We start from the raw sequence: 24,093 nt of genomic DNA, 5'->3' as shown, positions 1-24,093 counted from the left end.
GTTATCTAATTTTGAGTGTAATTCATCCATTGGCTGTTTAGGTGTCTATTAAGAGAGCGCTTTCAGCTTGTTAGATACTTTTTCAAACTTCTCATTCCTAATACCACTATGTAATTAGCCTTTATTTACTATCACTTCTCCTCTAAAACTCAGTAAATCTAAAATCCTATTTATTTTAACACAACTAATTACTATTTTCGACAATAAATTGCAAATTTCTTACCAGACAAAGGGACTTTCCCCCTAAAAAATAAAGTATTTTGTTGAAACTATTTTTAGAAAAAAGAGCAGATTTTACCAAGGGAATTTATTCCTTTCACCTAATTATTAAGAGAAATGAAAAAGGAGGAAAGATAATGAAAATGAAAAAGCTCTCAAAAATCGCTGCGTCCATAGCCCTTACAGGAAGTTTAGTATTACCGGCCGCTGTTTCAGCTAAGACCATTCCCTTAAACATGTCTAATTTACAAAGCTATGACACAAGCGGTACTATATTTAAAACAAGTGATTCGAGCCTATCAAAAGTAAGCAAAGAAAGAGGTCCGGCAAATCCACAATACAAAATGAATGTTTCTTATGATTCGAGCAAACACCAAGTAACCGGCTCATTAAATGTTGCCTTTGAAAACAATTTGAAAATCGATTTAGATGAGTTATATTTCAATTTATGGGGCAATGCTGACATGTTTACTGAAAATGGCGGAGGAATGGAAGTATCCAATATCAAAGTAAACGGTCAGGAGGCAACCTTTAAAACTAATGGAACAGCCTTACATATTACTGGTGTTTCGGTTAAGAGAGCAGCTCATTCGGATGTTAGTATGGATTTTACTGTAACTCTTCCAAATCAGCAGGACCGTTTTGGATGGTATAAAAACACTGTTTCTCTCGGAAACTGGTTCCCAATTTTATCAGTCTATGATAATGAAGGCTGGAATGTAGATCCTTATTATCCATACGGGGAATCCTTTTATTCCTTAACAGGAGATTTTGATGTCACCGTAACTACTGACAAAAATCAGATCATAGCAGCTTCCGGGACTGAGATAGGCGAGGCAAAGCTGACTGGAAATCTGGCAACACACAGATACAAAGCACATGAGGTTCGTGATTTTGCCATGCAGATGGATCCCGGCTATCATGTTAAATCAGCGAATGTCAACAATACTAAAATCAATGTCTATTATACGGATGAACAGGCTAAATACGCTGATTCCATGCTTGAATCCGGGATTGACAGCGTTTCATTGTTCAGTGGAAAGTTTGGTGAATACCCATGGCCGGAACTAGATATCACTGGAATGGAAGGCTGGTTTGGCGGGATGGAGTATCCTCAATTGGTCATGATTAGTATTCCTAGCTCCAGCCCAAGATCACAAAACTGGGTTAAATCTGTTACCGCACATGAAATCGGCCACCAATGGTTCTACGGTATAATTGGAGATAATGAGTATGATGAGCCTTGGCTTGATGAATCCTTCGCAAGCTTTTCGGCAGCCTTATATGACGGCACACTGGAGCAGCTAAAAACAGCACCGGCAAGTAATCCTTATTATCACTTGTCTTCCCCTGTTTCCGCATTTACCGCCAAGGCCAATGAGGGAGGTATCAACTATTATTATGGAATGATTTATGGATATGGCTCAAGAACCCTTAACGATTTAAGATTAGAACTGGGTGATGAGCAATTCTATCAATCTATGAAGGCTTATTTTCAGGAAATGAAGTTTGGCGTTTCCACAACAGCTGATTTCATGAGAGTCATGCAAGAAACTTCCGGCAAAGACCTAAGTGCGTTCTTTGAAAGCCATCGGGTTTTTGTAAGTGACCAGGAATAATCATGTATTGGCCCCAGTATTTTTACTGGGGCTTTAAATAACATCGTTGACCTTTACTTTCCATATCATATGGTCATACCCTTCGCCCCAATAATCTTTTAACAAATAATCAGGTTCCCCGAATTTCTTTTTCCAAATTTTTTGGGCTTTACGGTATCCGCTATCTAAACAAAACTCCTCGATTCCCTTTTTCTTTAAAGCAAGGAAAATTTCCCTCAATAATAAATTACTTAACCCGTTCCTTTGATAGTCTGGATGAACAAAAACCGTTCCGATCTCTGGGAAACCCCTTAATTCATTATGAGTACAATTCTTAATTAAATTACTTGCTGGTCCATATTCAATGGAACCAATGATAATATCCCCTTCTAAAGCAATCAAAAAATACCGGTTATCCCCTTTACTATTAAAATCACTTTCCAAGTAAGCTTTCTTCGTCTCAATCTCTCCCGCTAAATCTTCCAGATTATCTCCTATTCCTTCTTTAATAAATGTATCGGTTATCACTATTCTAAAAAATTTATTTAATTTTTTAAAATCTGCCATACTTGGTCTTCTGATCTCTATATTTAACACTCCACTTCCCCCTTTAAAACTTAAATATCCTATTTACCAACGTATCTAAGAGATAATATAAAATTGATAAACCCACAACAAAATAAATGAACTTTAGAAGATGACTCCTCCATTTCGTTTTGTCCTCTAAATAAACTTGGAGGAGTGTTAAACAGCCTATAATGAAAATGAAAAAATAGTTAGAGATATCCCCAAGCCTCCATCCTGATTTTTTATCTTTACCATCCGTATTTCTCTATTGAAAGATAAGAACCCTTCCTTATTTAAAGTATTAGATATTTGAAAATTCTAAACTCTGCCTTTAGACTATTACTAGGAGGGATTATATGCTATTAACTAAGATGAAAGATTTTTCTTTTACCAACTTAAATGGAGATATTGTATCTATTAGTGACTTTGAAGGCAAAAACACCTTAATTTTTATGTGGGCTTCCTGGTGACGCTGTCGTGCTCAACTGCCAGGCTGGCAGGATTTTTATGAAAAATATCAGGACCAAGATTTCGAGATTTTGTCCGTTTCCTCTGATTTGCAAGGCGCTGAAGTTGTAAAACCTTATGCAGCGGATACATCATTTACTACTGTTATTGATAAGGATAATTCTCTAGCCAATTATTTTGGATTTAAAATTGTACCAAATGGAATCTTCATCGACAAAGATGGGGTTATACGGTTAATTAAACAAGGGTTCCATGTTACTAACCCCGAACATCTTACAGCTGTGGAGAAATTAATAAACGGGACCGAAGAGACGGTCGTTTTGGACGATGAGTATTATAGTCCTGCTAATCTCGTTATTGACATAGAAAAACAACTAGCAGAAACCAAATTTAAGCTGGGAATGGAATATGTCAATAATGGAAAGAAGGAAGAAGCATTAAAAGAATTAGATGAGGCTCTTCTCCTAGATACCGATAATTTTCTAATTCGAAAGCAGCGATGGTATATCCGTCACCCGGAAAAATTCTCCCCTGCAATTGATATAGAGTGGCAGCAGGAACAAATTAAAAAAGAAAAAGAACAAGAATCCCTTTTAAAGGATGGGTTAATTTGTGGTCCGGAAGGCTGCCTTATTCCCGGAACAAATACTGAGGTCAAATAAAGCAAATATTAATTCAGATGAGCTAAAAAACTATTCCCCAAAATGTGGAATAGTTTTTTAATTATTCTTTGCTCAAATCGATTACCGGAATGATCTTTATAAATCGCATAACGTCCTGGAGGAATATCTATTGGTTCCTTTATAAATCTCAAATTTTTTATATTAGAAAGCTGATATGACTACAGGTGCGATTTATCTTCTCTTTGGTTTACATATCCAACCTTTATGAAGTAATAAGTCTCTAAAATAAAATCATGAACAGATGTTTGAAGATGGGTGAAACGTGGAACATCTGTTCATTAAAGAACTATTTATAAAACTTTTACATTCTCTTCACTTTGACTTAAAAAACTTCCTTTATAATGACATTGTTGAATAAGTATCTTAGGGGGATTTGTATGTACTTAAGAAAGCTAACTAAAGACAGGTATATAACTATTGATTGCTACTCAGATGGTATCTTTCAAACATTTAAAGGCCGCGTACACCAGCTTAATTCCATTGACCAGATTCTTTCGCTAAAAGATGAGAATCATAGGGTGTTTTCAATCCCGCTATCCGGAATTAGAGATATATATTAAGAATTACCCCTTATACTATTCCCACACATACATCCTCTATTTCCTTCCAGCAAAAGCAGCTTAAAATTGAACCAATAAACCCTCCCAATGAATAGGGAGGGTTAAATTTTTATATAGGTTAGCGCTGTTCAAACTTCAATGCACAACAGCCAGGAATGGTATACCCTATACCAGCTGCCCGCGATAAGGAAGTTTGAACAACAGTATTTATTTTATGTTTTTCTTTTAAAAATACAATGAACAAATTAAGAACATTTCTTTAAAAATTATTTCTAAATTATAAATTTGGCTTTTTACCAGGAACTGAAGAGAGAAGATGATTCTTCTACCGCCATTTCCTGTTTTTCTGTTGCTATTAAGATAGTCATTCGCCCTTGAAATATGTAAAGTTTCCTCAATTGATAGGATACCTTGTTAGGGTTCAGCCATTTGAAACCCCTTGAATGGATGCTGCTACATTTTGAACTGATTGAGGAATTTATTATAATGCCTTTTTGGCTATATTTTCTTCAATTTTTCGTTCAATCTTTTCTAACGCCTTTTTATCATTTTCTAAATGAATTTTATTAGCATTTATTAATTCTTTAAAAGTTAAATTACGTTTTCTCATATCGATCCCCTCCTCGTTTCAATTATATAAAAGTAATTTAGTGTAAAGCTTATTAAATGGTTACAATTATTTGAACATTTAGAAAATAAATTCCCTTTCAATATAAAATTTTATTTAATTCGTTTAAATTAAATTCTTTCCTTTATTGTTTAAACCCTTACTGATAATAACAAAATAAAAAGAATTAATAATGGGGGGAATTAAAAATAAATCATACTCCTGGAATGAAAAAATCTTTTTGGAATTTTCAGCATGCTTTTCACCACCGCACAGAGGCTTGGAAACAAGAGGTTTTATTTACCTGGGAATGGTGGCTCGGCATTCTAATATCAGTTCTTCCGTGGCTGCTTTGGTTTTTATTCAGAAAAAAAGATAGTACGGACAGGCTATTATATGCAGGATTATTTGTCGCGCTCATTTCATTAACCCTTGATAATATTGGTGTACAAGTATCCGCCTGGAATTATCTTAAACCCGTTACTCCGGCCATTCCGTCTTATCTCCCGTATGACTTTACTTTATTACCAGTAACAATAATGTTTTTAATTCAGTTTTTTCATAACCGTAATCCCTGGATTATTGGATTTATATTTAGCTTGTTAACTGCTTTTGTGGGGGAGCCTATTTTTAAATGGCTGGGATTCTATTATCCAGTTCATTGGCAAAATTTCTATTCTGTCCCTTTTTACATCGTTATTTATTACTTTGCTTTCAAATTGGCAAAAAGGAAAAAATTTAATGAGCTTTAAATCAGGATATACTTCCTAAAAATTATCTTGCGAATTAAAAGTCCATATTGGGAAATGACTATAAATAATTGATTATTTTAGGAGGGTAAATATGACAAGTGCCTTCGAAGCCATTACTGCGATTTTTAAAAACTTTGTCGATGAAGAACCTAAACCCCCATTACATGTGGGTGAGGTGATGGATTTATGGACAGCTTATACGGCATTTAATGAAGCACATGTACTTTATCAGGTTGGAATCAATACCACCACCGATACTGATTTAAAAAACGCTTTAAAGGATGCCTTTACTTCGAGTGATGATGATACAAAAAAGATTGAAGCATTTCTTATTAAAGAAGGAGTTCCCCTTCCTGCTGTTAGCTCTCCTAAACCACTTTCAGAGTCAGAAGCCATTCCTGAGGGAGTGAAGCTAACAGATATAGAAATTGCTAATTTAATTTCTGTTAAAATAGCGACTTCTATCGAATTTTGTGCACAGGCTATGAGTAAAACAGTAAGGGCGGATGTAGGACTAATGTTCATGGGAGTCCAAATCAATTTATTGAAATATGGTGCTCCTTTTAAGAATCTTATGAAACAACGTGGCTGGTTGAAAATGCCTCCCCCTTATATACCGCCAGGATTACCGGAAAGTTGATCTTTCCGGCTTCTTTGTGCGAAAATACAGAAAACCTGTCTAAAAATGAAGATAAATAATAGAGGGTTTTGTCGCTATTTGCGCTTCCCCCGGAAATAATTTTTTTTAGAAGGAAATAAACCTCATATCCTTCTTTCTGCAGAAACGAATGATAGCATATCTTAAAGTTTTTTATTTTCAAGGTCTTGAGAGACAAAACATCATTCATTCATCAAGAAAGTAGAAAAGATTTATATAAAAAAGCCTTTTTTAAAAGAAAAATATGATTTTTTCACTTAAATATTATAGATTCAGCAAAAATGATTACCTTTTCAAAAGAATTTTCCGCCTTTTTATTGTTTTTGTATGACTTTTTCAACTTAATACACGATTTCTCAAACTAAATGCACGTTTTCTCCAACTAAATGCAAGTTTTCTTTAACTAAATGCACGTTTTTCCTAACTTAATGCACGATTTTTACCAGAAATGCACGAGTCTAGTGCCTTATACCCGTCTTAGAGCGCAATGAGTTTTATGCTTCCCTTTTCTAGGTATATTAAGATCAAACATCTTTAGTCATGGAAGGAATAAACACAATTTCCAAAAGAGATACTAAACCTATCTATTTGGATTTGGGAGGTATTACATTGAGTACCCATGAAAGAACTTTATCGATATTTGCTCTTGGCGGTATAAATGAAATAGGAAAAAATATGTACGTTGTTCAATATGCAGATGATATTTTCATTATTGATTGTGGAGGTAAGTTCCCGGATGAAAGCCTGTTGGGCATTGACTTGATCATTCCGGACATTGCTTACCTTGAGGAAAATCAGGATAAAATACGCGCCCTCATTGTTACTCATGGACACGAAGATCATATCGGGGGCATTCCTTACTTTTTAAAAAAATTAAATGTTCCTATTTATGCTACCCGCTTCACACTCGGTTTAATAGAACTTAAATTAGAAGAGCATAGGCTTACTAGAGATACAAAGTTAATTACCATTAATTCCGAATCAGATCTTGAGTTTGGCCAGATCAAAGTTTCTTTTTTCAAAGTAAGCCATAGTATCCCAGACTGCCTTGGAATTGTTTTCCACACACCTGAGGGAAAGGTTGTTCATACAGGTGACTTTAAATTTGATTTAACACCGGCAAATGACCAATATTCTGATATTCACAAAATGGCTGAGATTGGCAAACAAGGTGTGCTAGCCTTAATATCTGAAAGTACCAACGCTGAGCGTAAAGGTCTCACCCCTTCAGAGCGAATGGTTGGAGACCATGTATACGAGGCATTTGTGAAAGCTGAAGGTAAAATCTTTATCTCTACTTTTGCTTCCAATGTAAATAGAGTACAGCAGGTTGTAGATGCAACGATTAAAACCAACCGGAAACTGGCCCTGCTGGGAAGAAGTATGGTGAATGTAGTTGGAGTCGCTATGGAACGAGGCTATATTAATATTCCTGAAGGTATGCTAATAGATAGCCGAGAAGCAGATAAGCTTCCTCCTGAAAAGGTTGTAATTCTTTGTACAGGAAGCCAGGGAGAGCCAATGGCTGCCCTTTCCCGCCTATCTACCGGAAACTTTCGCGATGTAAACATTTATCCAGGTGATACCGTTATCCTGGCGGCATCCCCAATACCAGGGAATGAACAGGATGTTTCCCGTATCATCGATAACCTTTTCCGCCTCGGTGCCAATGTGATCTATGGATCAGGAAGCACTACTGGAATGCATGTTTCCGGACATGGCTATCAGGAGGACTTAAAGCTGATGCTTACATTTATGCAGCCTAAGTATTTTATTCCGATCCACGGGGAATATCGGATGCTCCACCATCACCAGCTTTTAGCAGAGTCCGTGGGCGTAGAAAAAGGAAACACCTTTATAATTAAAAATGGCGATGTGGTTGATTTTGAAAATGGAAGTGCCCACCAGACACGAAGCATTCCGGCCGGAGACACCTATGTTGACGGAATGGGTGTTGGAGATGTCGGAGAAATTGTTCTGCGTGACCGCAAACAGCTTTCTGAAGATGGAATGGTTGTCATTGTCCTCACATTAAGTAAAAATGACAGAAGAATAATACAAGGACCGGACACCATCACAAGAGGGTTTGTATATGTAAAGGATTCGGAAAATCTAATAAATGATATCAACCGACTGGTTAAGAAAACGGTTAATGACCTTGGAGCAGAGAATGTTCGCCAGTGGAATGTCATCAAGCAAAACATTAAAAAGTCAGTTGGACAATATTTATTTGCCCAAACGAAGAGAAAACCGATGATTCTGCCCATCATCATAGAAATATAAGAAATCGAGTCAGGCATGAAATAAAATGCCTGACTCTTTTCGTATTTATTATTTTGGTGCCACTAAAATTTCTTACCACTAAAACGGATGTAGTCATTCATCTACATCCATCCACTATTTCTACAATAAAAAGATAAAAAAAATCAACCTGACTTTTGAGGTTAAGATCCTCTTCACTATTGATTTCCGCTCACGCCCGCTTTCCACTACAAACAACCTAGCTCAAAATCAATAATGAGCTTTAAAACAGCCAAACAAATAAGACTCCCCTTATGGGAAGTCTTTTATTTTTGCTGAAGGTTCCTAATTTTGAACTCCAGACGATCTATTTCTTGTGGTAAAGATTCAATCAGGCTGTGATATATTTGTCGAGCATCCAAGGATACATCCGGTTAATGAGTTTAACCGCATCAGGACCTCGTTCTTCTAATAGCTTAAGACGCTGTGTCGTTTCCTCAAGTGCTATTTTTAAATTTTCTAATAGGCTTGCCATTGATATATTCCTCCGATTTCACTTCTTTATTATAGAGGCAACTCTACTCTTACATCAATAACAAAAGGCTTCCAATTACCATTTTAATATTAAAAATTAAACATTTTGCCTAAAAAAAGGTTTAACCTCTCCCTCTCCTGGGTACATAGATATGTTGGAAGGAGAAGGTGTAGTTGAAATGTTTAATTTTAGCGAAGTAACGAAAATAATAGAAACCAAAAAAGTAGAATTGGCCGAAAATATTACAAATCTACAACTCATGAAATATCCAGATAAGCTGGGCCCCATTTCTGATATCCTGAAAGAAGAACGTATTAAAGTCATAGGTTTATACGAGGAAATTCTTTTAGATGATCTAGATACTGCCTTAAATAAAATTACACAGTGGGGACAAAATACTGGTGCTTTATGTGCTGAACTTGGAATGTCCATTGACATGGCTCTTGATGAACTTAATTATTATAGAGAAGAAATGTCAAATATGATTTTTGAGGTAACCCAAAAAGATGACATTGACATTAAATCCTATCATCAGGCACAGTTAACCCTTCAGAAATTAATCGATCAGTCAGCTCAAAGCTTCAGTATCGCCTTTGTAGAACATCATAATGAAATGATGAAAAAAGCACGTCAGGAAATTGAGGAATTATCTGTTCCAGTTGTTCCGCTGGAAAAAAAGGTAGCCGTACTCCCTCTGATCGGGACAATTGATACTTACAGAGCAAAGCTACTAATGCAGGAATCATTAGAAAAAAGTTCTAAATTGGGAATTTCTTATTTTATTTTAGATCTTTCTGGGGTTCCTATTGTAGATACGATGGTGGCCAACCAAGTATTTCAGGTAATAGATGCATTAAAATTATTAGGTATAAAGGCAGTTATAAGCGGGATACGCCCAGAAATAGCACAAACCATGGTGGCTCTGGGAATTGATTTTAAAAACATTCAAACCTATTCAACTTTGGAACAAGCATTGCACGAATATAGACGGAATGAAAAAACTTTCTAATGACAAAAGCCAAAGGAAATAATCCTTTGGCTAATTTTAATTTCCTTTGGTGGTTCCGGACTTCAAGTATTTATATCGATCAGCAGTAATCGTATGACATCCTTTTACAGTAGGATGATGGCGTAATTGCAACGATAATTTATTAAGGATAACCGATAAGGCTTGTCTTTCTCCTTCAGTTATCATAAACCGAAGTCCATATTGGTAGATCTTATCTTTAATTTCTTTTACCCATACAACAATTCCATTTACTATTATGATTTCTTCCATAATCTCTGCCTGAAATTGTAGAATGATATCATCACTGGTTGTCAGCCTTATATTCGAAAGGAATCTTAAACCTCCCGGTCCCATATCCTCAATCAGTACTTCAGTATGTCCAAGGTTCATATTTTTCCCTTTAAAAAGAGTAATGGTCATCATGGCACTTAAAGGGTAGGGAAATGGAATACGGAAATATTCCCTTCTATTTATTACTTCATTGTGATTTTCTCCAGCATCACTTATTTCTATATTCCCCTTATTCAACAGCCCTTCAAAAACTGCTATTGGCAGAGGCTTGCTAAATAAATAACCCTGGATTTGGTCACAATTAAACTTTGATAAAACAGCTAATTGCTCCCTCGTCTCAACACCCTCTGCGACCACCTTTAACTTCATTTGGTGAGCTAGCTGGATAATTGTCTGTGCAATTAAGGCATCTTCGGAGCTGCTGGTTATATCCTGGATAAATTGCCTGTCCACTTTTAAGGTGTCTATTTTGTTTTTGAACCTCTTTAGGTAGGATAACGAAGAGTAGCCCTGCCCAAAGTCATCTAATGAAATCTGTACCCCTATTTCTTTAAGCCTATCAAGTGATTCTGAAACAACCTGTTCATTTTGCAAAAGAGAAGTTTCAGTTATTTCAATTTCAAGCCAGTGAGGTTCAAGCTCTGAAGCTAAAATGGATCGTTGAATATTCTCAATAAAATCTGTGTCCATAAACCGTATAGCAGAAACATTAACTGAAATGGGGATCTTTAAAAAGCCGTTTTGATGCCAAAACTTCATTTGTTTACAGACAGTCTCAGGAACCCATTGTTCAATTCTTTTGATAAATCCTGTTTGCTCAGCTAAAGGCAAAAATTCATCCGGGGGTATCAGTCCCCATTCCGGATGGTTCCAGCGAATTAGTGCTTCTGCCCCCAAAATATTTCCTTTTTTATTAACCTTTGGCTGATAGTAAAGCTCTAATTCGTTGTTTTCAATTGCTTTCCTTAAGTCTTTTTCAAGTGAGTAAAGTTTATAAGTATCTATATTTATGGTTGGTGTGTAAATTTGGACATTATTTTTCCCTACCGATTTTGCACGATATAAAGCACCATCTGCTTTACGGAGCAAAGTGATTCTATCGTCCCCATCTTCGGGATAGACACTTATACCAATACTAGCTGTAATATTGATTTCATATTCACTGACATTAAAGGGTTTTTCAAGATTTTCAATTATAAGTTTTCCAGTTTCAACTGCAGCCGCTGGAGGAATGTTGTGGATAAGCAAGATAAATTCATCACCCGCTATACGAGCAATAAAATCAGTTGGCTTAACCGTGCTCTTTAATCTTTCTGCAACATTTTTCAACAGTAAATCACCGATATGGTGACCCAGTGAATCATTGATATATTTGAAACGGTCTAAATCCAGATACAACACGGCAAAATTTAGATTTAAAACCTTTGATAATACAATTAGCTTATCAAGCTTATCCTCTAAAGAGCGAAGATTTGATAAGGAAGTAAGATGATCATGGTAAGCTAGGTAGGCGTTTTGATCCGCAATTAGTTTCTTTTCGGTAATGTCTACAAAAGTACCGATATATGAAACTTTCCCATTTATCTGCGTTCGTGTTCCATGAATTTCGAGGTCGATTGTGGTTCTATAATCTTTAATAAATTTTGCTACAAAGTTCTGTGCCTGACCATTCATCGAAGGTTTCGAAAGCTTTTCATGAACAAATTCAACATCTCCAGGATGAATGACTTCCCATATACTTCTTCCTTCTAAATTTGAATTTCCAAGAATTTTTTTTGCCTCTGGATTGGCATAGATCATTAATTCATCCTGAACAATAAATGCTCCAGCTACAGAGTCCTCCACCAGATGGCGAAATTTAGACTCTGCTTCAATCATTAGAGTTTTTGCCCTGTTTTCTTCTGTTATGTCTTTAGCAATACCGTAAACACCAACCACTGTCCCGTCGATGATAATCGGAAATTTCATTGCTGAAAGCTCCATCAAATCTCCTTTTTTAGTAATGGCAGTAATGTTATATCGTTGAGTCGACCCATTTTTTGCCTCTCTAAAACGGAATATCGCCTCGTTTTTATGAGGTTCATAAATTAAATCTAAAAATGGCTTCGATAATAATTCCTCTTTAGAATAACCAGTTAAATTTGAAAGAGCATAATTACAGTCTGTAAAGTTTCCATCTAAATCGAATGAATAAATCATATCAGGATTAAAATCAAATAGAGATTTATATTGTTGATCCTGAATCTCTAATTCTCTTGATTCAGTTAAATCCTGTATGGTTCCTATTAGTTTAATAGGTTCACCCAAACTATCTACAAGAAAGCGGGCTTTTACCTGGACATATCTAATATCCCCACCTGTAAGGACGATTCGGTAATTCATATTAAAGGGGCGTATTTTCAAACAGAAATCTTGAAATTGATTTAAATATTGCGGCACGTCTTCGGTATGTATAAAAGTAGCAATATATTCATCATGCGTATGTGGTGCTTTGTCGGTTTTAAATATACGGAAAGTTTGTTTCGACCAATAAAGTTTATTATCATTTAAATCAAAATACCAGCTTCCCATATTGCCAACTTCCTGAGCTAAATCCAAACTCTCTGTACTTTTCAGAAGCCCCTCGATTGCCCGCATATCCTCATCATTAGAGAGAATGAATCTTTTCAATTTTTTGCACCTGCCAATTTCCATTAATTTCTTTTAATCTTATCAAATTATTTATTATAGTAAAATAGAAGCTGCAAAAAATTACTTTTGACCTATTTCTATTTTATTAAACACTTATTATGGATTTATAGTTTGGCACTCCTAATAAGAAACTATAGCAATAAACGATTTGTGGGATTTTTCCATAAAAAAATGCACCTAAAAGGTGCGTTTTCAAAATTATTTTTTTATAAGATAAACACCTTTATAGGGAAAGATCTTCCGACAATAATAAGTGATGGAAAACTGATGATATATTTTCATTTAAAAACAACATACAGAATGATTGCCCCTATAACAAGGATACCTCCAATTGTAGGATTCCCATACCAGGTTCGATTCCATCCATCATCCGTATTAATTTGGCTTTTTTCATTGGGTTCCTTTAATTTTGTCATTATTCCCACCCTTATTTTTCATTTATACAAGTTGTGAAGGTAATCAGAAACAAACCAAAAGCAGATAATACCCCACCTCCAACTAAAAAGTTATTTATATAACTTTTAATAATGACTTGATAAAGTGATGGGTCTTCTCTGTTTGCTAACCAAGTTTCAGCAAAAGAAGTTCCAAATGATACGCTGTTAAAAATCATATAAATCCTATAAGTACCTCTATCACGCCTATAAAAATAATCATCCAAAAATGTTCTCTAACCATCAAACACCTCCACCGTGGTCAATAGCTACTATTAGAAATTTTTAGTTTTAGAAAGTAAGGCTGTTTTATCTGTTTATTTTATTAGAAAATAACTAATTGCTGCCATTAAAATACTGGGCAGTCCTATTAATAATATGGAATTCGTTACGAAATATCTTTTGTTTCTATCTTCCACTGATTCAGAATTTAGATTTCTTCCCATCCTATCACCATCAACAAATGCACCCGAAAATAAAGCTCCGATTATGAGACACAATCCTGCAACCGCCCCGGTGATTTTATACAATAAGGTAAAATCGCTTAGAAGCACCGATATAAGAACAGCTGCAACAACTATAGATATCCCAATAAATAGCTTCTTCATCCTCAACACATCCTTATTTTCAATTACATTAAATAAGTCTGATACCTACATCCGCCCTGTTATATTGACCACTTTAAGTTCCTAGTGCTGATTTATTCACACATTTACAAAATGTTCCATTTTATTATATCATCGTCACAATTTTTTGAATACTTTTTCCGCTAAAAAAGGCCCCAAAGCGAGGTCCTAAAAAACTTTTATTCTCCATCCTAATCACTCACCTTGCACCCTTTCTAGGACTAAAGGAAATACCAACTCAAAAAAAGGACAAAAAAATCCTTTAAAATGATTTTAAAGGATTAATTTAATCGATTTGATAGATTTTCAAATGAAAGGATAAATGTTGTTCCCCGATTTGGCTCACTTATAACGTTTATCGTTCCTTTATGATTTTGGATAATCTTAAGACTGACCATCAGCCCTAACCCATTTCCAGTTGGTTTTGTCGTAAAAAATGGTTCTCCCAATTTTTTTACCTGTTCTTCTGTCATTCCAACACCACTATCTTTAATCGTGACATGTATGTTTTGGAATGTTTTCTCAACTGAAATTTGAATTTTTCCGCCTTCTGGCATCGCTTCGATAGCATTTTTTATTAAATTTAAAAATACTTGCTTTAATTGATTTTTTTCTCCAGAAATTATGACTTCTTCTTCAGGAATCTGATATTCGATTGTGACTTTCTTAAGCAGGGCCTCTGGATCAAGGAATTTTATGACACTTCTTAAAATACTTTTTATATCGCAATCACTATAGTAAATGGTATGGGGTTTGGCAAATACCATGAATTCACTTACGATAAAGTTGATTCTTTCAATTTCATCTAATATAGTAGTTGCATATTTATTTCCGTTTTCATCCTCTGATAAAAGCTGCATAAATCCTCGAATGGTGGTTAACGGGTTTCGTATTTCATGTGCAATTCCGGCAGCAAGTTCTCCAATCATGGAAAGTTGCTCTGTTTTTCGCAAGGTATCTTCCGTTTTCTTTTTTTCAGTTATATCATACTGTATGGAAACGTGCCTATAGCGTTTTCCGTTTGCATCCATAAAGGGAACAATAGTTGTATCAAGCCAGTACTTTGTTCCGTCCTTTGCCTGATTGAGGATTTCCCCTTTCCACACTTCTCCCGCTTCTATGATCTGCCAAATTTTTCGAAAAAAGGAAGGCGGATGATAGCCGGTATCGAATAAATCATGTTTTTTTCCAATTAATTCTTCCCGGGTATACTTATATAAATTGCAAAAATTATCATTTACATATGAAATTCTGTCCTCACGGTCTGTAAAGGCAAATATGGTGGCTTCATTTAAAACTCTATCCAAGTCCGCCAATTCTTTAAGTGTCATTTGTAAATTCTGTTTTGATTCATCTAAAGCAAACTTGGTAAATGACAATTCTTCGTTGTAATAATTCATAAGTGTTTTCGAAATCAGCTGGTACAGGTATTCAATTACCTTAATGGTATCAAAAAGGTCACTTATTGATATTCTATTTTCTCGTGCTTCTCTCTCCAACAGATCCATAATGGATTTGCGGGTTAAATAAACAAAATTGATGGATTCTTCAAGGGTCGCGTTGGAATTGATTAAATTAACTCCCAAAAGATCTGAAAAGGTAATCAGATTATTTTTGTTTTTTTCATTTTGGTTAATTAAAAATTCTCCTATAAAGAAAAAGAGATTTTCTCTTGAAAGCCGGAGAGAATCCATTCGGTTATAAATGTTTTTGTCATTAATTGACTGTTTTAGTAAGACACCGCTTAACTCTTTTATTTTCCTGCCAATATACTCTATTTGATCACTCATTTTAGCCCTCGTTCAGTTATCTTTTATTTAACCTATATTAGACAATTTTCACTCTATCTCCTTCTTTTTTCCTAATATTTTAACTTAATGATAAAAAAGTCATCAATTAGAAATATTAACTGAAATGACTTTAGTACAAAAGAAAAAACGCAGCTTTATAACCTTGTTATATACTGCGTACAGAATTATGCGGCCGGCAGAGCCGCTGTCCCCTAATGTCAACAACACCGATGAATATAGCATTTCATTCCAACTTACTTGCTTATAAAACTTTTCCTACTATATCAAGTCAGACACTATCATCCAGGTAACTTACTCACTTTGCTTTTATGATATTTTTAAAAGGGAAAAATAGTTGTATTATGAATCTGAAAATTTAAATACAATGCGCTTGGCGGTGAGATTGCGGAACGTGCATTCATTCCTAAATCTGTGCATTTCTTCCTAAAACCGTGCATTCCGTCTTTGAAAACGTGCATTTCTTCCTTGAAATCGTGCATTTCTTCCTTGAAATCGTGCATTTCTTCCTTGAAACCGTGCATTTCTTTCTCGAAATCGTGCATTTCTTCCTTGAAATCGTGCATTTCCTCTTTGAAATCGTGCATTTCTCTCTCGAAGTCTTGCATTTCTTCATAAAAAGGTGAATTTCCCATTCGTAATTGTTTCAATTCCCCCAAAAGTGTCTTTCTCAAGGGAAGGACTAAGGGAAATATACGATTTTGGGCGTAATTTTTGCTTTTTTTTGTAAAACCTGACGACATTCCTATCCTTTTACTGAGTCTTCCTTCCGTATACAAAAAGAGCCTGAGAAATCTCAAACTCTAAATAAATGAATCTATTTTATTTTTCCTCAATGGAATGTTTTATGGCATCATGTGGCAGAATGGCATGAACACCTTTTACCCTGTTTACCACCTGAGTGATTCTGAGGTCGACGCACACACTTGCCAATGCAGTAGCTTCCGTTTTTTCAAGCTGATACAACTCTTGAATCAGCTCTACCATTCCTTCCAAAGCCGTCGCAGTTGCAATATTTAAATCCTCATCAAAGCCGAATGTAATCCATCCTGCAGGAGTGTTAGCACGTGGCATTTTTAAGGGCAAATCCTCCCTGACAGTTAGTGTCAAATTTACTGTGTCAAAAGGGGCTTCAATCGCCTGTCCAGATACCTCTCCATCGCCTTGTGCAGCATGGCCGTCACCGGCTGAGAATAATCCGCCTTCCACCACAATTGGCAGGTACAGGACACTTCCTTCCACTAGTTCTTTACAATCAATGTTTCCGCCGCAATATCTGGGAGGAATGGTAGAATGGACACCTGGTTCAGCGGGGACAGTCGCCATAACACCCAAAAAAGGGCTAAGCTTAACAGTGAATTGTTGGTCCCGAATCTTTGCTGTTCCAGTCTGGCTTTCCCCATTCAGCTGCCAATTAAGCTTTGTTTCCGCATGTTCTGAAATACCGAGCACATTATTTTGCCAATTGGTTTTTCCGCCAGAACAATTCCAGCCATACCAGCCAGTTTTTAATTCGTTCATTTTCACCTCTAGAGTTAATCCTGGTTTGGCACCCTCGACATAAAAAGGACCAACAACAGGATGACCCCATACTTCTTCTTTCTCTCTTGATTCGTATCTGATTCTTTCGCCATTCTCACTGTTATAGCCCCAACCTATGTCAGTTGTATTAAAAACCACTGAATCACCTGACTGAATAGTGAGGATGGGCTGGTAATCCCGGCTAAATGATCCATGAAGATGCTCATTGCTAATAGTAAATTGATGTGTTTTTGGCATAACAGGCTCCTTAGATTATGTATTGGCTATTCTTTTAATGAATATGTAATAATAATTCTTCAAAAATTGCTATTTTCCTTTTTATTATTTTAGTATATTAGCTGCTAATAAGCTTGAATTTGTGATAAGAAAACTATTAATAATGTTAGTTAAAAATAATATGATTATGTAAACTCTATTTGATTCCTAAACTAGGTTAGTGTCAATCAATTTTGAGGCAGACTGCTTAAGCTTTTCTATAGTAAGCCACTTGATAAAAGATCGAAAATATATCTAACTCACCCTTTTCTCCTTCTCATGTACAAGTATGGGCCAATCACCCTTTAGGGAATGACAGTTCAGGACGAGATAATTTTGCACGCCTATTATATGGTGGACGGATATCCCTGATTGTAGGATTTAGTGCTATGTTATTTACCTTGGTTATTGGCGTCACACTAGGGTCAATAGCTGGATATTATGGAGGAAAAATCAATGCTATTATTATGCGTACAGCGGATATGATTCTTGTTCTTCCATTCCTCGTTCTTGTTCTGACTGTAGTCCCCATTCTGGAAAAGATCAATATTGGAATTTTTGTCTCCATTATTGCGCTTACCTCTTGGCCCAATCTCACCAGGATTATACGGGGAACTTATTTATCACTGAGGGAACAGGAATTTGTACTCGGTGCGCGGGCAATTGGTGCGAGCGATTTCCGTATCATTTTTAAACATTTTATACCGAATGCAATCGGTCCAATTGTTGTAAATGCCTCGCTAATGATGGCCATGTATATTATAGTAGAATCTGCATTAAGCTTTATCGGGTTCGGTATTCCTCAGCCTACAGCCACGTGGGGAAATATGATTTCAGAAGCACAGAGCCTTCGTATTTTGCGTAACAGTCCTGCTGCCTGGATTCCTCCTGGTATGGCTATCCTGCTGACAGTATTGTGTATCAACTTTATCGGTGACGGTCTTCGCGATGCACTTGATCCAAAAAGCAATAAACGATAAACCATAAACCTGCTGAAACCCTCAGCAGGCTTATTTTTATGATAAGCATTGCTTTAATGTTCCAAAATAAACAATGCGCTTTAACATAGACTTGTTATAAAAAACCAATAAAAGAAGAAAGTTTCTCTTAGGCTTATATTATCTTATTGGAAGAAAAAGTTTAACAGTAGTCCCTTCTCCTTCTTTACTGTCTATTCTTATTTCACCTTTGTGCAGATTCATTATACTTTTGGCAATATGCAGTCCCAGCCCCGTCCCACCGGTTTCCCTGCTTCTTGCCTTATCCACACGGTAAAAACGCTCAAAGGTATTATTGATCTCGTCCTCCGGTATTCCAATCCCGTAATCCTTCACAGAAATAGATACATATTGTTCGTTCTTTTCAAGTAAAACATCTATTTTGTCAGTGCTATATTTCATGGCATTGTCTAATAATATGATAATAACCTGTTTGAGCTTTAATTCATCAGCATTGATTATCATTGGAGTATATTCAAAATGAAGGCTTATTTCCCTTCTGTACACATTTTTTAGCTGCTTTAAGATATTCTCGCATAGAGATACCACATTGATTTCCTTTAATTCCAATTCGGTATCTTTCTCCAAAGTAGCTAAGTCAAGAAATGTTTCCGTCATTTTTTGAATTCTCGTTGCTTCTGAATAAATCGCTTCGATTGCTTCGTTTGCCATCTCTTTATCTTCTACGCCATGCCTTCTGAGCAGGTTGGCGTAGCTCTTAATAACAGTAAGCGGTGTTTTTAACTCATGTGATGCATCCGAAACAAATTGTGATTGTCTCGCCATATTTTCCTGAAGCCTATCAATCATATTATTGAATGTTTCAGCCATTGTTTGAAGCTCGTCCTTTGTTTCGTTTTGAATGTTTATCTTTTTAGGGACTCCACTCTTTTGTATTTCTTCCATGGTATTAATCATGCTTGAAATCGGCCTCATTATGATGTTTGCCAGCCATCTTCCTCCTAGAAGAGAAAAAATAGCCGCTAAAATGGTACAAAAACCTAAAATGGCACGAAGCATTTCTTTTCTTGTTTCAAGTCCAGTTAATCGTTCACCAATTTCGAGACTGCTCTTTCCATTTTTCATGGGAATACGAACAACTAAAACTTCCTCCTCCCCCTTTTCTGCAGTAATCAAGCGGGATTGTGATTGTTTTGTTTCCGTGTATTTACCTTTTATTTTTTTTGATAATAATGAATCATTTGATACTTCTAAGGTCTTTTTGTTCCCTGGTTCCATTATTCGAATATAGGAATGAATAGTTAGGTAATCTCTAATTTCTCCCTTCACTTCATCCGAAGCTAGAGCGGCAGGAAGTTCTTTTAAAATATCTGCAGCTTTCTGATATTGCATATCTTCTTCCATATTTAGAGTGGTTTTCATAAACAATAAGAAAACAACAGTATTTATTACAATCATAATGCAGAGCATCCAAACAGTAGTTAAAAGATTAATTTTTGTGGTGATCTTCATCCTGCTTCTCCTTTATTGTAAAACCAATACCTCTTACCGTTGTGATTAATTGAGTGGAAAATCCCTCATCAACTTTTTTTCTTAGGTGTCTTATAAAGACATCTATAACATTAGTTTCTCCTTCATACTCGAATCCCCAAACATTGACTATAATACTTTCTCTTGTCACTACTTTATTTTTATTGATGATTAAATAAACCAGCAGATCATATTCCTTTGGTGTTAACGTAATAGATACCCCGTCTCTTTTCACTTCCCTTGAATCCATGTTTATCATTAAATCCTGAACTGTTAAAAGAGACTCTTCTGCTTGGTGTCCTTCAGTTTTAGATTGATTTCGAATAGCAGCACGAATACGGGCTAGCAGTTCTTCAATTTCAAAGGGCTTTGTTACATAGTCATTCGCCCCATGATCCAGTCCTGCTACTTTATCAAAAGTACTATTACGGGCGGTTAATAGAATGACTGGAGTAACTTTATCTTCTCTTCTTAGCCTTCTCAATACTTCGATACCATTTAACTCAGGAAGCATAACATCCAATAATATAACATCTATTTGTGAATTTAAAGCGGTTTCCAATCCCGCTTTTCCATTATGTTCTACGGAAACCTGGTATCCCTCATACTCTAATTCCACTTTTAGCACCCGAGCTATTTGTACTTCATCCTCGATAACAAGAATATGTGTCATTCCAGCGTTAGCTCCTTCCAAAACTCTATAAAAAGTTTAAACTGTATATCTTTCAATTGAACTCTCTTCAATTTAACACTTTTTAAAATAAAATTTTCCATCTTAATGAATTATTAATCCTTTATTAAGAAAACAAACAAGATGCTTGTATATATTTAGATTACCCAGTTGGGATTGCGTTATCAAACAGCAACTCATAGCTGGCCACCACTATTTAAATGAATGCAACGATTTTAAGTTTTTTAATTTAGGGAGGCACAAAATGAAAAGATTAGTTGAAGGAACCATGCAAAGAGCCATACTTATGATAGTGTGTGTTGTTATTATCCTTGCATGGGGCGGAATTTCCGCATTCCAAATGCAGCGTGACTATTTGCCGGGGATTAACAATACGACCCTTTCTGTTAGTATGAGGGTGCCTGGATATCAGGCTGCTCAAGTAAAGCAGCAGGTAACTGATAATCTTCAAAGTGCCGTTAAAGCAGTAGATGGTTTATCGAATGTTGAAACCACTTCATACGATGGCGGATTATTTATGAGTTTGTATTTTCCGATGAATACAGACATGAAACAAGCAGAGGATCAGGTTAATAAAGCACTTGCCAATGCCGACCTTCCTCAGACGATTACAAGTACTCCTTCTGTAACACGATTAACAACAAGTTCATTTCCAATTTTAACTTATAGTATTTCAAGTAAGAAATTAGATGAACAAACGCTTCGTTCGAATGCCCAGCAGGAAATCGTAAGGCAATTAAAAACAGTTCCTGGTGTAGCTGATGTATCCGTGTTTGGCGGTGCCAAAGATGGTTATGTTTTAACGATTCGTATGAAAGATCTCTTGAAAAATGGATTGACACTTGATGACGTAAATAAATCGTTCTCTTTATCCGTACCATCCATGCCGCAGGGGAATATCATAAACAACCAATTAGCAATTCCTGTTTCATTTGATGGATTAAAGTTAACCCAGCAGCAGATGGAAAACGCAACGATTAAGAATAAAGAAGGTAAAGCGATACCTCTTTCTGCGTTTGGAACCATTACTCATTCTCTAAATGATGTTAAAACCGTTTCCCGGACTAACGGAGCACCTAGTGTCCAATTAAATGTAATTAAAACTCCTTCTGCTAATATTACTGATGTAGCAGAACAGGTAAAAGATCGTGTTTCTCATCTTCATTTAGATACTGTAAATCCTAAAGATGTTTCATTCCAAGTATTGTTAGACCGTGAGAAAGAATTAAACAGTTCACTTTTTGGATTAGTTCGTGAAGGTTTACTCGGCTGTTTATTCTCAATGATATGTGTGTTCTTCTTCTTCCGTAATGTAAGGTCCACACTATTAATTGCAATTTCACTGCCAATTTCACTTCTCGCAACTACAGCCGTTTTAAAAGCTATGGGTATTACCTTAAATATCTTAACTGTTTCAGGCTTGATTGTTGCAATGGGACGTATTGTGGATGACTCAATTGTTATTTTGGACAATATGTACCGCAGACGGGAAGAATCAAAAGGAAAATCAACGCTTTCGCTTCTTGCTTCATCTGTAATCGAAATGATTCCAGCAATATTAGGCTCTACTTTAACCACAATTGCGGTTTATATTCCAATTGCATTCGTGGGAGGCGTAATCAGTGCTTCATACAGCGGTTTTGCCTGGTCTGTTGTTATTGCATTAATCATTTCCTTCTTTGTGGCGATGCTGGTCATCCCTGCTCTTGCTTTTATGGGGTGGAATGGCAGCAATACTACTAAAAAGACTGTCAGACTTGATTCTGCAATGAAGCCAGTTTTGCAATCAGCGTTTAAGCACAAGAAAGCTATGATTATTGTTTCTATTCTGGTATTTTTAGCTGCAGGAATTTATTCTGCTTTTCTTCCAATAAGCTTACTGCCTAGCGGAAAAATTGGACAAATTGCCATAAAGGCTGAATTGCCTAAGGGTAGTACTTTAATTCAAGTGGATTCTGAAGTACAAAAAATTGAAAAAACCTTAAAGGATAATCCTAAGGTAGAGGCGTACTCCTCGAATTTTGGTTCGACCATGACACCGCAAAGTGATGATGTTTTTGACCAGGGTGGCGGCTTTATAACCTACCCAAATGTGGCGAATCTTTCAGTTGTATTGAAAAATGAAAAGGATGCTGATCCTGTAATTAAAGTACTGCAAAAACAGCTTCCTTCGATATCCAAAAACGTTATTTATACTGTTACAAGCCAGAATATTTCGGGTGACGATTCTCAAATGCGCATTTTATTCACTGGTTCAGACCAGGATACATTGGATAAAACGGCACAGCAGGCAAGAAATAAACTATCGAAAATTGCTGATTTAAGCGTAGACGGAAAAGTCGATTTAACAAATGGTTCACCTAAATACAAGGTAACATTTGACCAAAATGCAATCCAGGACAAAGGTGTTAAAGTTCCTGACATTTTAGCAGTGGTTAATCGCTATATATCCCAATCTAAGGATGCAACCATCACGGTTGACCATAAAGCATTACCTGTGGATCAATATTTAGACCAAATTGCTACTGGAACAAATTCTACTATTACTTTAGAGGCAACTGCAAAGGATGTTTTAGGTTCACTTGCAGCTGAAACTTTTAAAGGAAATAATGGAGAAATAGTTCGATTCGATCAACTAGCTAAAATTTCAAAGGATACTTCCCCTTCCACTATTAGTGAAAGAGACGGACAGCCTTTCTCTCTTGTGACAGCTCAGATTACATCTAACGATATTAGCAAAGTATCGAACCAAGCGGACAACGCTTTGAGCAGCATGAAGCTTCCAAAGGATGTAACTTACTCATTAGGCGGAATCTCAGAGCAAGTAAAACAAATGATTTTTGATATGTCTATTGCCGTAGCATTCTCAATTTTATTAGTTTTGCTTATAACTTCTTCTATTTTCAAAGGATGGAGAGCTCCACTTGCTGTTCTGCTAAGCATTCCTCTTGCTTTAAGTGGTGTCATAATTGCACTAATATTATTCCATGGAGAATGGAACCTGGCGGCATTGATCGGAATTCTGATGCTTACAGGAATAGTAGTAACAAATGGTATTGTGTTAATTGATAAAATCGAAAGAAATCGAAAAGAAGGAATGCCTGTTAAAGAAGCTCTATTATCTGGCAGTCTATCAAGGATCAGGCCAATTTTAATGACAGCCGCAGCAACCATTCTAACTCTGTTACCATTAGCTTTTTCCCATAGTGCCGATACCGTCATTTCACAAACGCTTGGTATCGTCGTCATTGGCGGTATGATAACATCTACGATAAATAGCTTTATTATTATCCCAATTATTTACGAGTGGCTGCATAGAAAATATGAAACAAAAGAATTTGATTCCATCAATAGCGCAAGCTAAAAAAT

Annotated in this window: 21 protein-coding genes and 1 pseudogene; 10 read left to right on the top strand and 12 right to left on the bottom strand. The window is 36.0% G+C overall.

Features of this window, described 5'->3' with window-relative positions:
* Nucleotides 1-356 precede the first annotated feature (356 nt).
* The gene (locus AC3WR0_RS08850) at nt 357-1,838 is read left to right on the top strand and encodes a M1 family metallopeptidase (RefSeq protein ID WP_492551960.1); all 1,482 of its coding nucleotides are present in this window, start codon (nt 357-359) and stop codon (nt 1,836-1,838) included.
* Nucleotides 1,839-1,871: 33 nt separating this feature from the next.
* Here AC3WR0_RS08850 and AC3WR0_RS08845 read toward each other — a convergent pair whose 3' ends face one another.
* Nucleotides 1,872-2,414, bottom strand: a complete 543-nt coding sequence (locus tag AC3WR0_RS08845) for a GNAT family N-acetyltransferase (RefSeq protein ID WP_492551959.1) — start codon at nt 2,412-2,414, stop codon at nt 1,872-1,874.
* Between the two features lie 326 nt (nt 2,415-2,740).
* Here AC3WR0_RS08845 and AC3WR0_RS08840 point away from each other — a divergent pair, with 326 nt between their 5' ends.
* The 3 genes from AC3WR0_RS08840 to AC3WR0_RS08830 all read left to right on the top strand — a co-directional run bounded on the left by AC3WR0_RS08840 (nt 2,741) and on the right by AC3WR0_RS08830 (nt 4,095).
* Complete coding sequence (locus AC3WR0_RS08840; protein WP_492551958.1) at nt 2,741-2,854, top strand: peroxiredoxin family protein; 114 nt, start codon at nt 2,741-2,743, stop codon at nt 2,852-2,854.
* Nucleotides 2,855-2,869: 15 nt separating this feature from the next.
* Nucleotides 2,870-3,514 carry a thioredoxin family protein gene (locus tag AC3WR0_RS08835; protein ID WP_492551991.1) on the top strand — a complete coding sequence of 215 codons (645 nt, stop codon included), beginning with the start codon at nt 2,870-2,872 and terminating at the stop codon, nt 3,512-3,514.
* 398 nt (nt 3,515-3,912) lie between these two features.
* Nucleotides 3,913-4,095, top strand: coding sequence for a YolD-like family protein (locus AC3WR0_RS08830; protein WP_492551957.1), 183 nt, complete (start codon nt 3,913-3,915; stop codon nt 4,093-4,095).
* A 481-nt stretch (nt 4,096-4,576) separates the two neighbouring features.
* Here AC3WR0_RS08830 and AC3WR0_RS08825 read toward each other — a convergent pair whose 3' ends face one another.
* Nucleotides 4,577-4,705, bottom strand: a complete 129-nt coding sequence (locus AC3WR0_RS08825; RefSeq protein ID WP_492551956.1) for an FbpB family small basic protein — start codon at nt 4,703-4,705, stop codon at nt 4,577-4,579.
* A 224-nt stretch (nt 4,706-4,929) separates the two neighbouring features.
* Here AC3WR0_RS08825 and AC3WR0_RS08820 point away from each other — a divergent pair, with 224 nt between their 5' ends.
* The 3 genes from AC3WR0_RS08820 (at nt 4,930) to AC3WR0_RS08810 (ending at nt 8,395) form a co-directional block, all read left to right on the top strand.
* Nucleotides 4,930-5,454, top strand: a complete 525-nt coding sequence (locus tag AC3WR0_RS08820; protein ID WP_492551955.1) for a CBO0543 family protein — start codon at nt 4,930-4,932, stop codon at nt 5,452-5,454.
* 91 nt (nt 5,455-5,545) lie between these two features.
* Entirely contained in the window at nt 5,546-6,094 is a 549-nt protein-coding gene (locus AC3WR0_RS08815) for a DUF3231 family protein (protein ID WP_492551954.1), read from the top strand.
* A 627-nt stretch (nt 6,095-6,721) separates the two neighbouring features.
* Entirely contained in the window at nt 6,722-8,395 is a 1,674-nt protein-coding gene (locus AC3WR0_RS08810; protein ID WP_492551953.1) for a ribonuclease J, read from the top strand.
* A gap of 349 nt (nt 8,396-8,744) precedes the next feature.
* Here the strand turns inward: AC3WR0_RS08810 and AC3WR0_RS08805 are convergent, their stop codons facing one another.
* Nucleotides 8,745-8,888, bottom strand: a complete 144-nt coding sequence (locus AC3WR0_RS08805) for a hypothetical protein (protein WP_492551952.1) — start codon at nt 8,886-8,888, stop codon at nt 8,745-8,747.
* A 154-nt stretch (nt 8,889-9,042) separates the two neighbouring features.
* Between AC3WR0_RS08805 and AC3WR0_RS08800 the strand changes: the two genes are divergently transcribed.
* Nucleotides 9,043-9,897 carry an STAS domain-containing protein gene (locus AC3WR0_RS08800; protein ID WP_492551951.1) on the top strand — a complete coding sequence of 285 codons (855 nt, stop codon included), beginning with the start codon at nt 9,043-9,045 and terminating at the stop codon, nt 9,895-9,897.
* A 36-nt stretch (nt 9,898-9,933) separates the two neighbouring features.
* Here the strand turns inward: AC3WR0_RS08800 and AC3WR0_RS08795 are convergent, their stop codons facing one another.
* The 7 genes from AC3WR0_RS08795 to AC3WR0_RS08765 all read right to left on the bottom strand — a co-directional run bounded on the left by AC3WR0_RS08795 (nt 9,934) and on the right by AC3WR0_RS08765 (nt 17,526).
* Entirely contained in the window at nt 9,934-12,858 is a 2,925-nt protein-coding gene (locus tag AC3WR0_RS08795; protein WP_492551950.1) for an EAL domain-containing protein, read from the bottom strand.
* Between the two features lie 299 nt (nt 12,859-13,157).
* On the bottom strand, nt 13,158-13,295 hold the full coding sequence (locus AC3WR0_RS08790) for a hypothetical protein (RefSeq protein ID WP_492551949.1): 138 nt from the start codon (nt 13,293-13,295) through the stop codon (nt 13,158-13,160).
* 11 nt (nt 13,296-13,306) lie between these two features.
* Nucleotides 13,307-13,540 carry a hypothetical protein gene (locus tag AC3WR0_RS08785; protein ID WP_492551948.1) on the bottom strand — a complete coding sequence of 78 codons (234 nt, stop codon included), beginning with the start codon at nt 13,538-13,540 and terminating at the stop codon, nt 13,307-13,309.
* A 90-nt stretch (nt 13,541-13,630) separates the two neighbouring features.
* Nucleotides 13,631-13,921, bottom strand: a complete 291-nt coding sequence (locus tag AC3WR0_RS08780) for a DUF5316 domain-containing protein (RefSeq protein WP_492551947.1) — start codon at nt 13,919-13,921, stop codon at nt 13,631-13,633.
* Between the two features lie 299 nt (nt 13,922-14,220).
* The gene (locus AC3WR0_RS08775) at nt 14,221-15,729 is read right to left on the bottom strand and encodes an ATP-binding protein (protein ID WP_492551946.1); all 1,509 of its coding nucleotides are present in this window, start codon (nt 15,727-15,729) and stop codon (nt 14,221-14,223) included.
* A 338-nt stretch (nt 15,730-16,067) separates the two neighbouring features.
* Nucleotides 16,068-16,397 carry a hypothetical protein gene (locus tag AC3WR0_RS08770; RefSeq protein ID WP_492551945.1) on the bottom strand — a complete coding sequence of 110 codons (330 nt, stop codon included), beginning with the start codon at nt 16,395-16,397 and terminating at the stop codon, nt 16,068-16,070.
* A 172-nt stretch (nt 16,398-16,569) separates the two neighbouring features.
* Nucleotides 16,570-17,526, bottom strand: coding sequence for an acetamidase/formamidase family protein (locus AC3WR0_RS08765; protein WP_492551944.1), 957 nt, complete (start codon nt 17,524-17,526; stop codon nt 16,570-16,572).
* Nucleotides 17,527-17,843: 317 nt separating this feature from the next.
* Between AC3WR0_RS08765 and AC3WR0_RS08760 the strand changes: the two are divergent.
* Nucleotides 17,844-18,524 (top strand): annotated as a pseudogene (locus AC3WR0_RS08760) (ABC transporter permease); the annotation flags it as partial.
* Between the two features lie 138 nt (nt 18,525-18,662).
* Here AC3WR0_RS08760 and AC3WR0_RS08755 read toward each other — a convergent pair.
* Both AC3WR0_RS08755 and AC3WR0_RS08750 read right to left on the bottom strand, forming a co-directional pair.
* The gene (locus AC3WR0_RS08755) at nt 18,663-20,015 is read right to left on the bottom strand and encodes a sensor histidine kinase (protein ID WP_492551943.1); all 1,353 of its coding nucleotides are present in this window, start codon (nt 20,013-20,015) and stop codon (nt 18,663-18,665) included.
* On the bottom strand, nt 19,993-20,706 hold the full coding sequence (locus tag AC3WR0_RS08750) for a response regulator transcription factor (RefSeq protein WP_492551942.1): 714 nt from the start codon (nt 20,704-20,706) through the stop codon (nt 19,993-19,995). Before AC3WR0_RS08750 ends, AC3WR0_RS08755 begins: the two co-directional genes overlap by 23 nt.
* A 262-nt stretch (nt 20,707-20,968) precedes the next feature.
* Here AC3WR0_RS08750 and AC3WR0_RS08745 point away from each other — a divergent pair, with 262 nt between their 5' ends.
* Nucleotides 20,969-24,088: an efflux RND transporter permease subunit gene (locus AC3WR0_RS08745; protein WP_492551941.1), complete on the top strand. Its 3,120-nt coding sequence runs from the start codon at nt 20,969-20,971 to the stop codon at nt 24,086-24,088.
* Nucleotides 24,089-24,093: the final 5 nt, after the last annotated feature.

This window comes from Neobacillus sp. FW104-15D2 (assembly GCF_058790155.1).
The sequence above is the reverse complement of the archived record's forward strand: the minus strand, read 5'-3'. Positions and strand labels throughout refer to the sequence as shown.

What these genes read in the sequence shown, in the direction of transcription:
- AC3WR0_RS08850 (WP_492551960.1), top strand. Translation starts at nt 357, where the DNA reads ATGAAAATGAAAAAGCTCTCAAAAATCGCTGCGTCCATAGCCCTTACA.
- AC3WR0_RS08840 (WP_492551958.1), top strand. Translation starts at nt 2,741, where the DNA reads ATGCTATTAACTAAGATGAAAGATTTTTCTTTTACCAACTTAAATGGA.
- AC3WR0_RS08830 (WP_492551957.1), top strand. Translation starts at nt 3,913, where the DNA reads ATGTACTTAAGAAAGCTAACTAAAGACAGGTATATAACTATTGATTGC.
- AC3WR0_RS08825 (WP_492551956.1), bottom strand. Translation starts at nt 4,705, where the DNA reads ATGAGAAAACGTAATTTAACTTTTAAAGAATTAATAAATGCTAATAAA.
- AC3WR0_RS08820 (WP_492551955.1), top strand. Translation starts at nt 4,930, where the DNA reads ATGAAAAAATCTTTTTGGAATTTTCAGCATGCTTTTCACCACCGCACA.
- AC3WR0_RS08815 (WP_492551954.1), top strand. Translation starts at nt 5,546, where the DNA reads ATGACAAGTGCCTTCGAAGCCATTACTGCGATTTTTAAAAACTTTGTC.
- AC3WR0_RS08805 (WP_492551952.1), bottom strand. Translation starts at nt 8,888, where the DNA reads ATGGCAAGCCTATTAGAAAATTTAAAAATAGCACTTGAGGAAACGACA.
- AC3WR0_RS08790 (WP_492551949.1), bottom strand. Translation starts at nt 13,295, where the DNA reads ATGACAAAATTAAAGGAACCCAATGAAAAAAGCCAAATTAATACGGAT.
- AC3WR0_RS08780 (WP_492551947.1), bottom strand. Translation starts at nt 13,921, where the DNA reads ATGAAGAAGCTATTTATTGGGATATCTATAGTTGTTGCAGCTGTTCTT.
- AC3WR0_RS08775 (WP_492551946.1), bottom strand. Translation starts at nt 15,729, where the DNA reads ATGAGTGATCAAATAGAGTATATTGGCAGGAAAATAAAAGAGTTAAGC.
- AC3WR0_RS08765 (WP_492551944.1), bottom strand. Translation starts at nt 17,526, where the DNA reads ATGCCAAAAACACATCAATTTACTATTAGCAATGAGCATCTTCATGGA.
- AC3WR0_RS08755 (WP_492551943.1), bottom strand. Translation starts at nt 20,015, where the DNA reads ATGAAGATCACCACAAAAATTAATCTTTTAACTACTGTTTGGATGCTC.
- AC3WR0_RS08750 (WP_492551942.1), bottom strand. Translation starts at nt 20,706, where the DNA reads ATGACACATATTCTTGTTATCGAGGATGAAGTACAAATAGCTCGGGTG.
- AC3WR0_RS08745 (WP_492551941.1), top strand. Translation starts at nt 20,969, where the DNA reads ATGAAAAGATTAGTTGAAGGAACCATGCAAAGAGCCATACTTATGATA.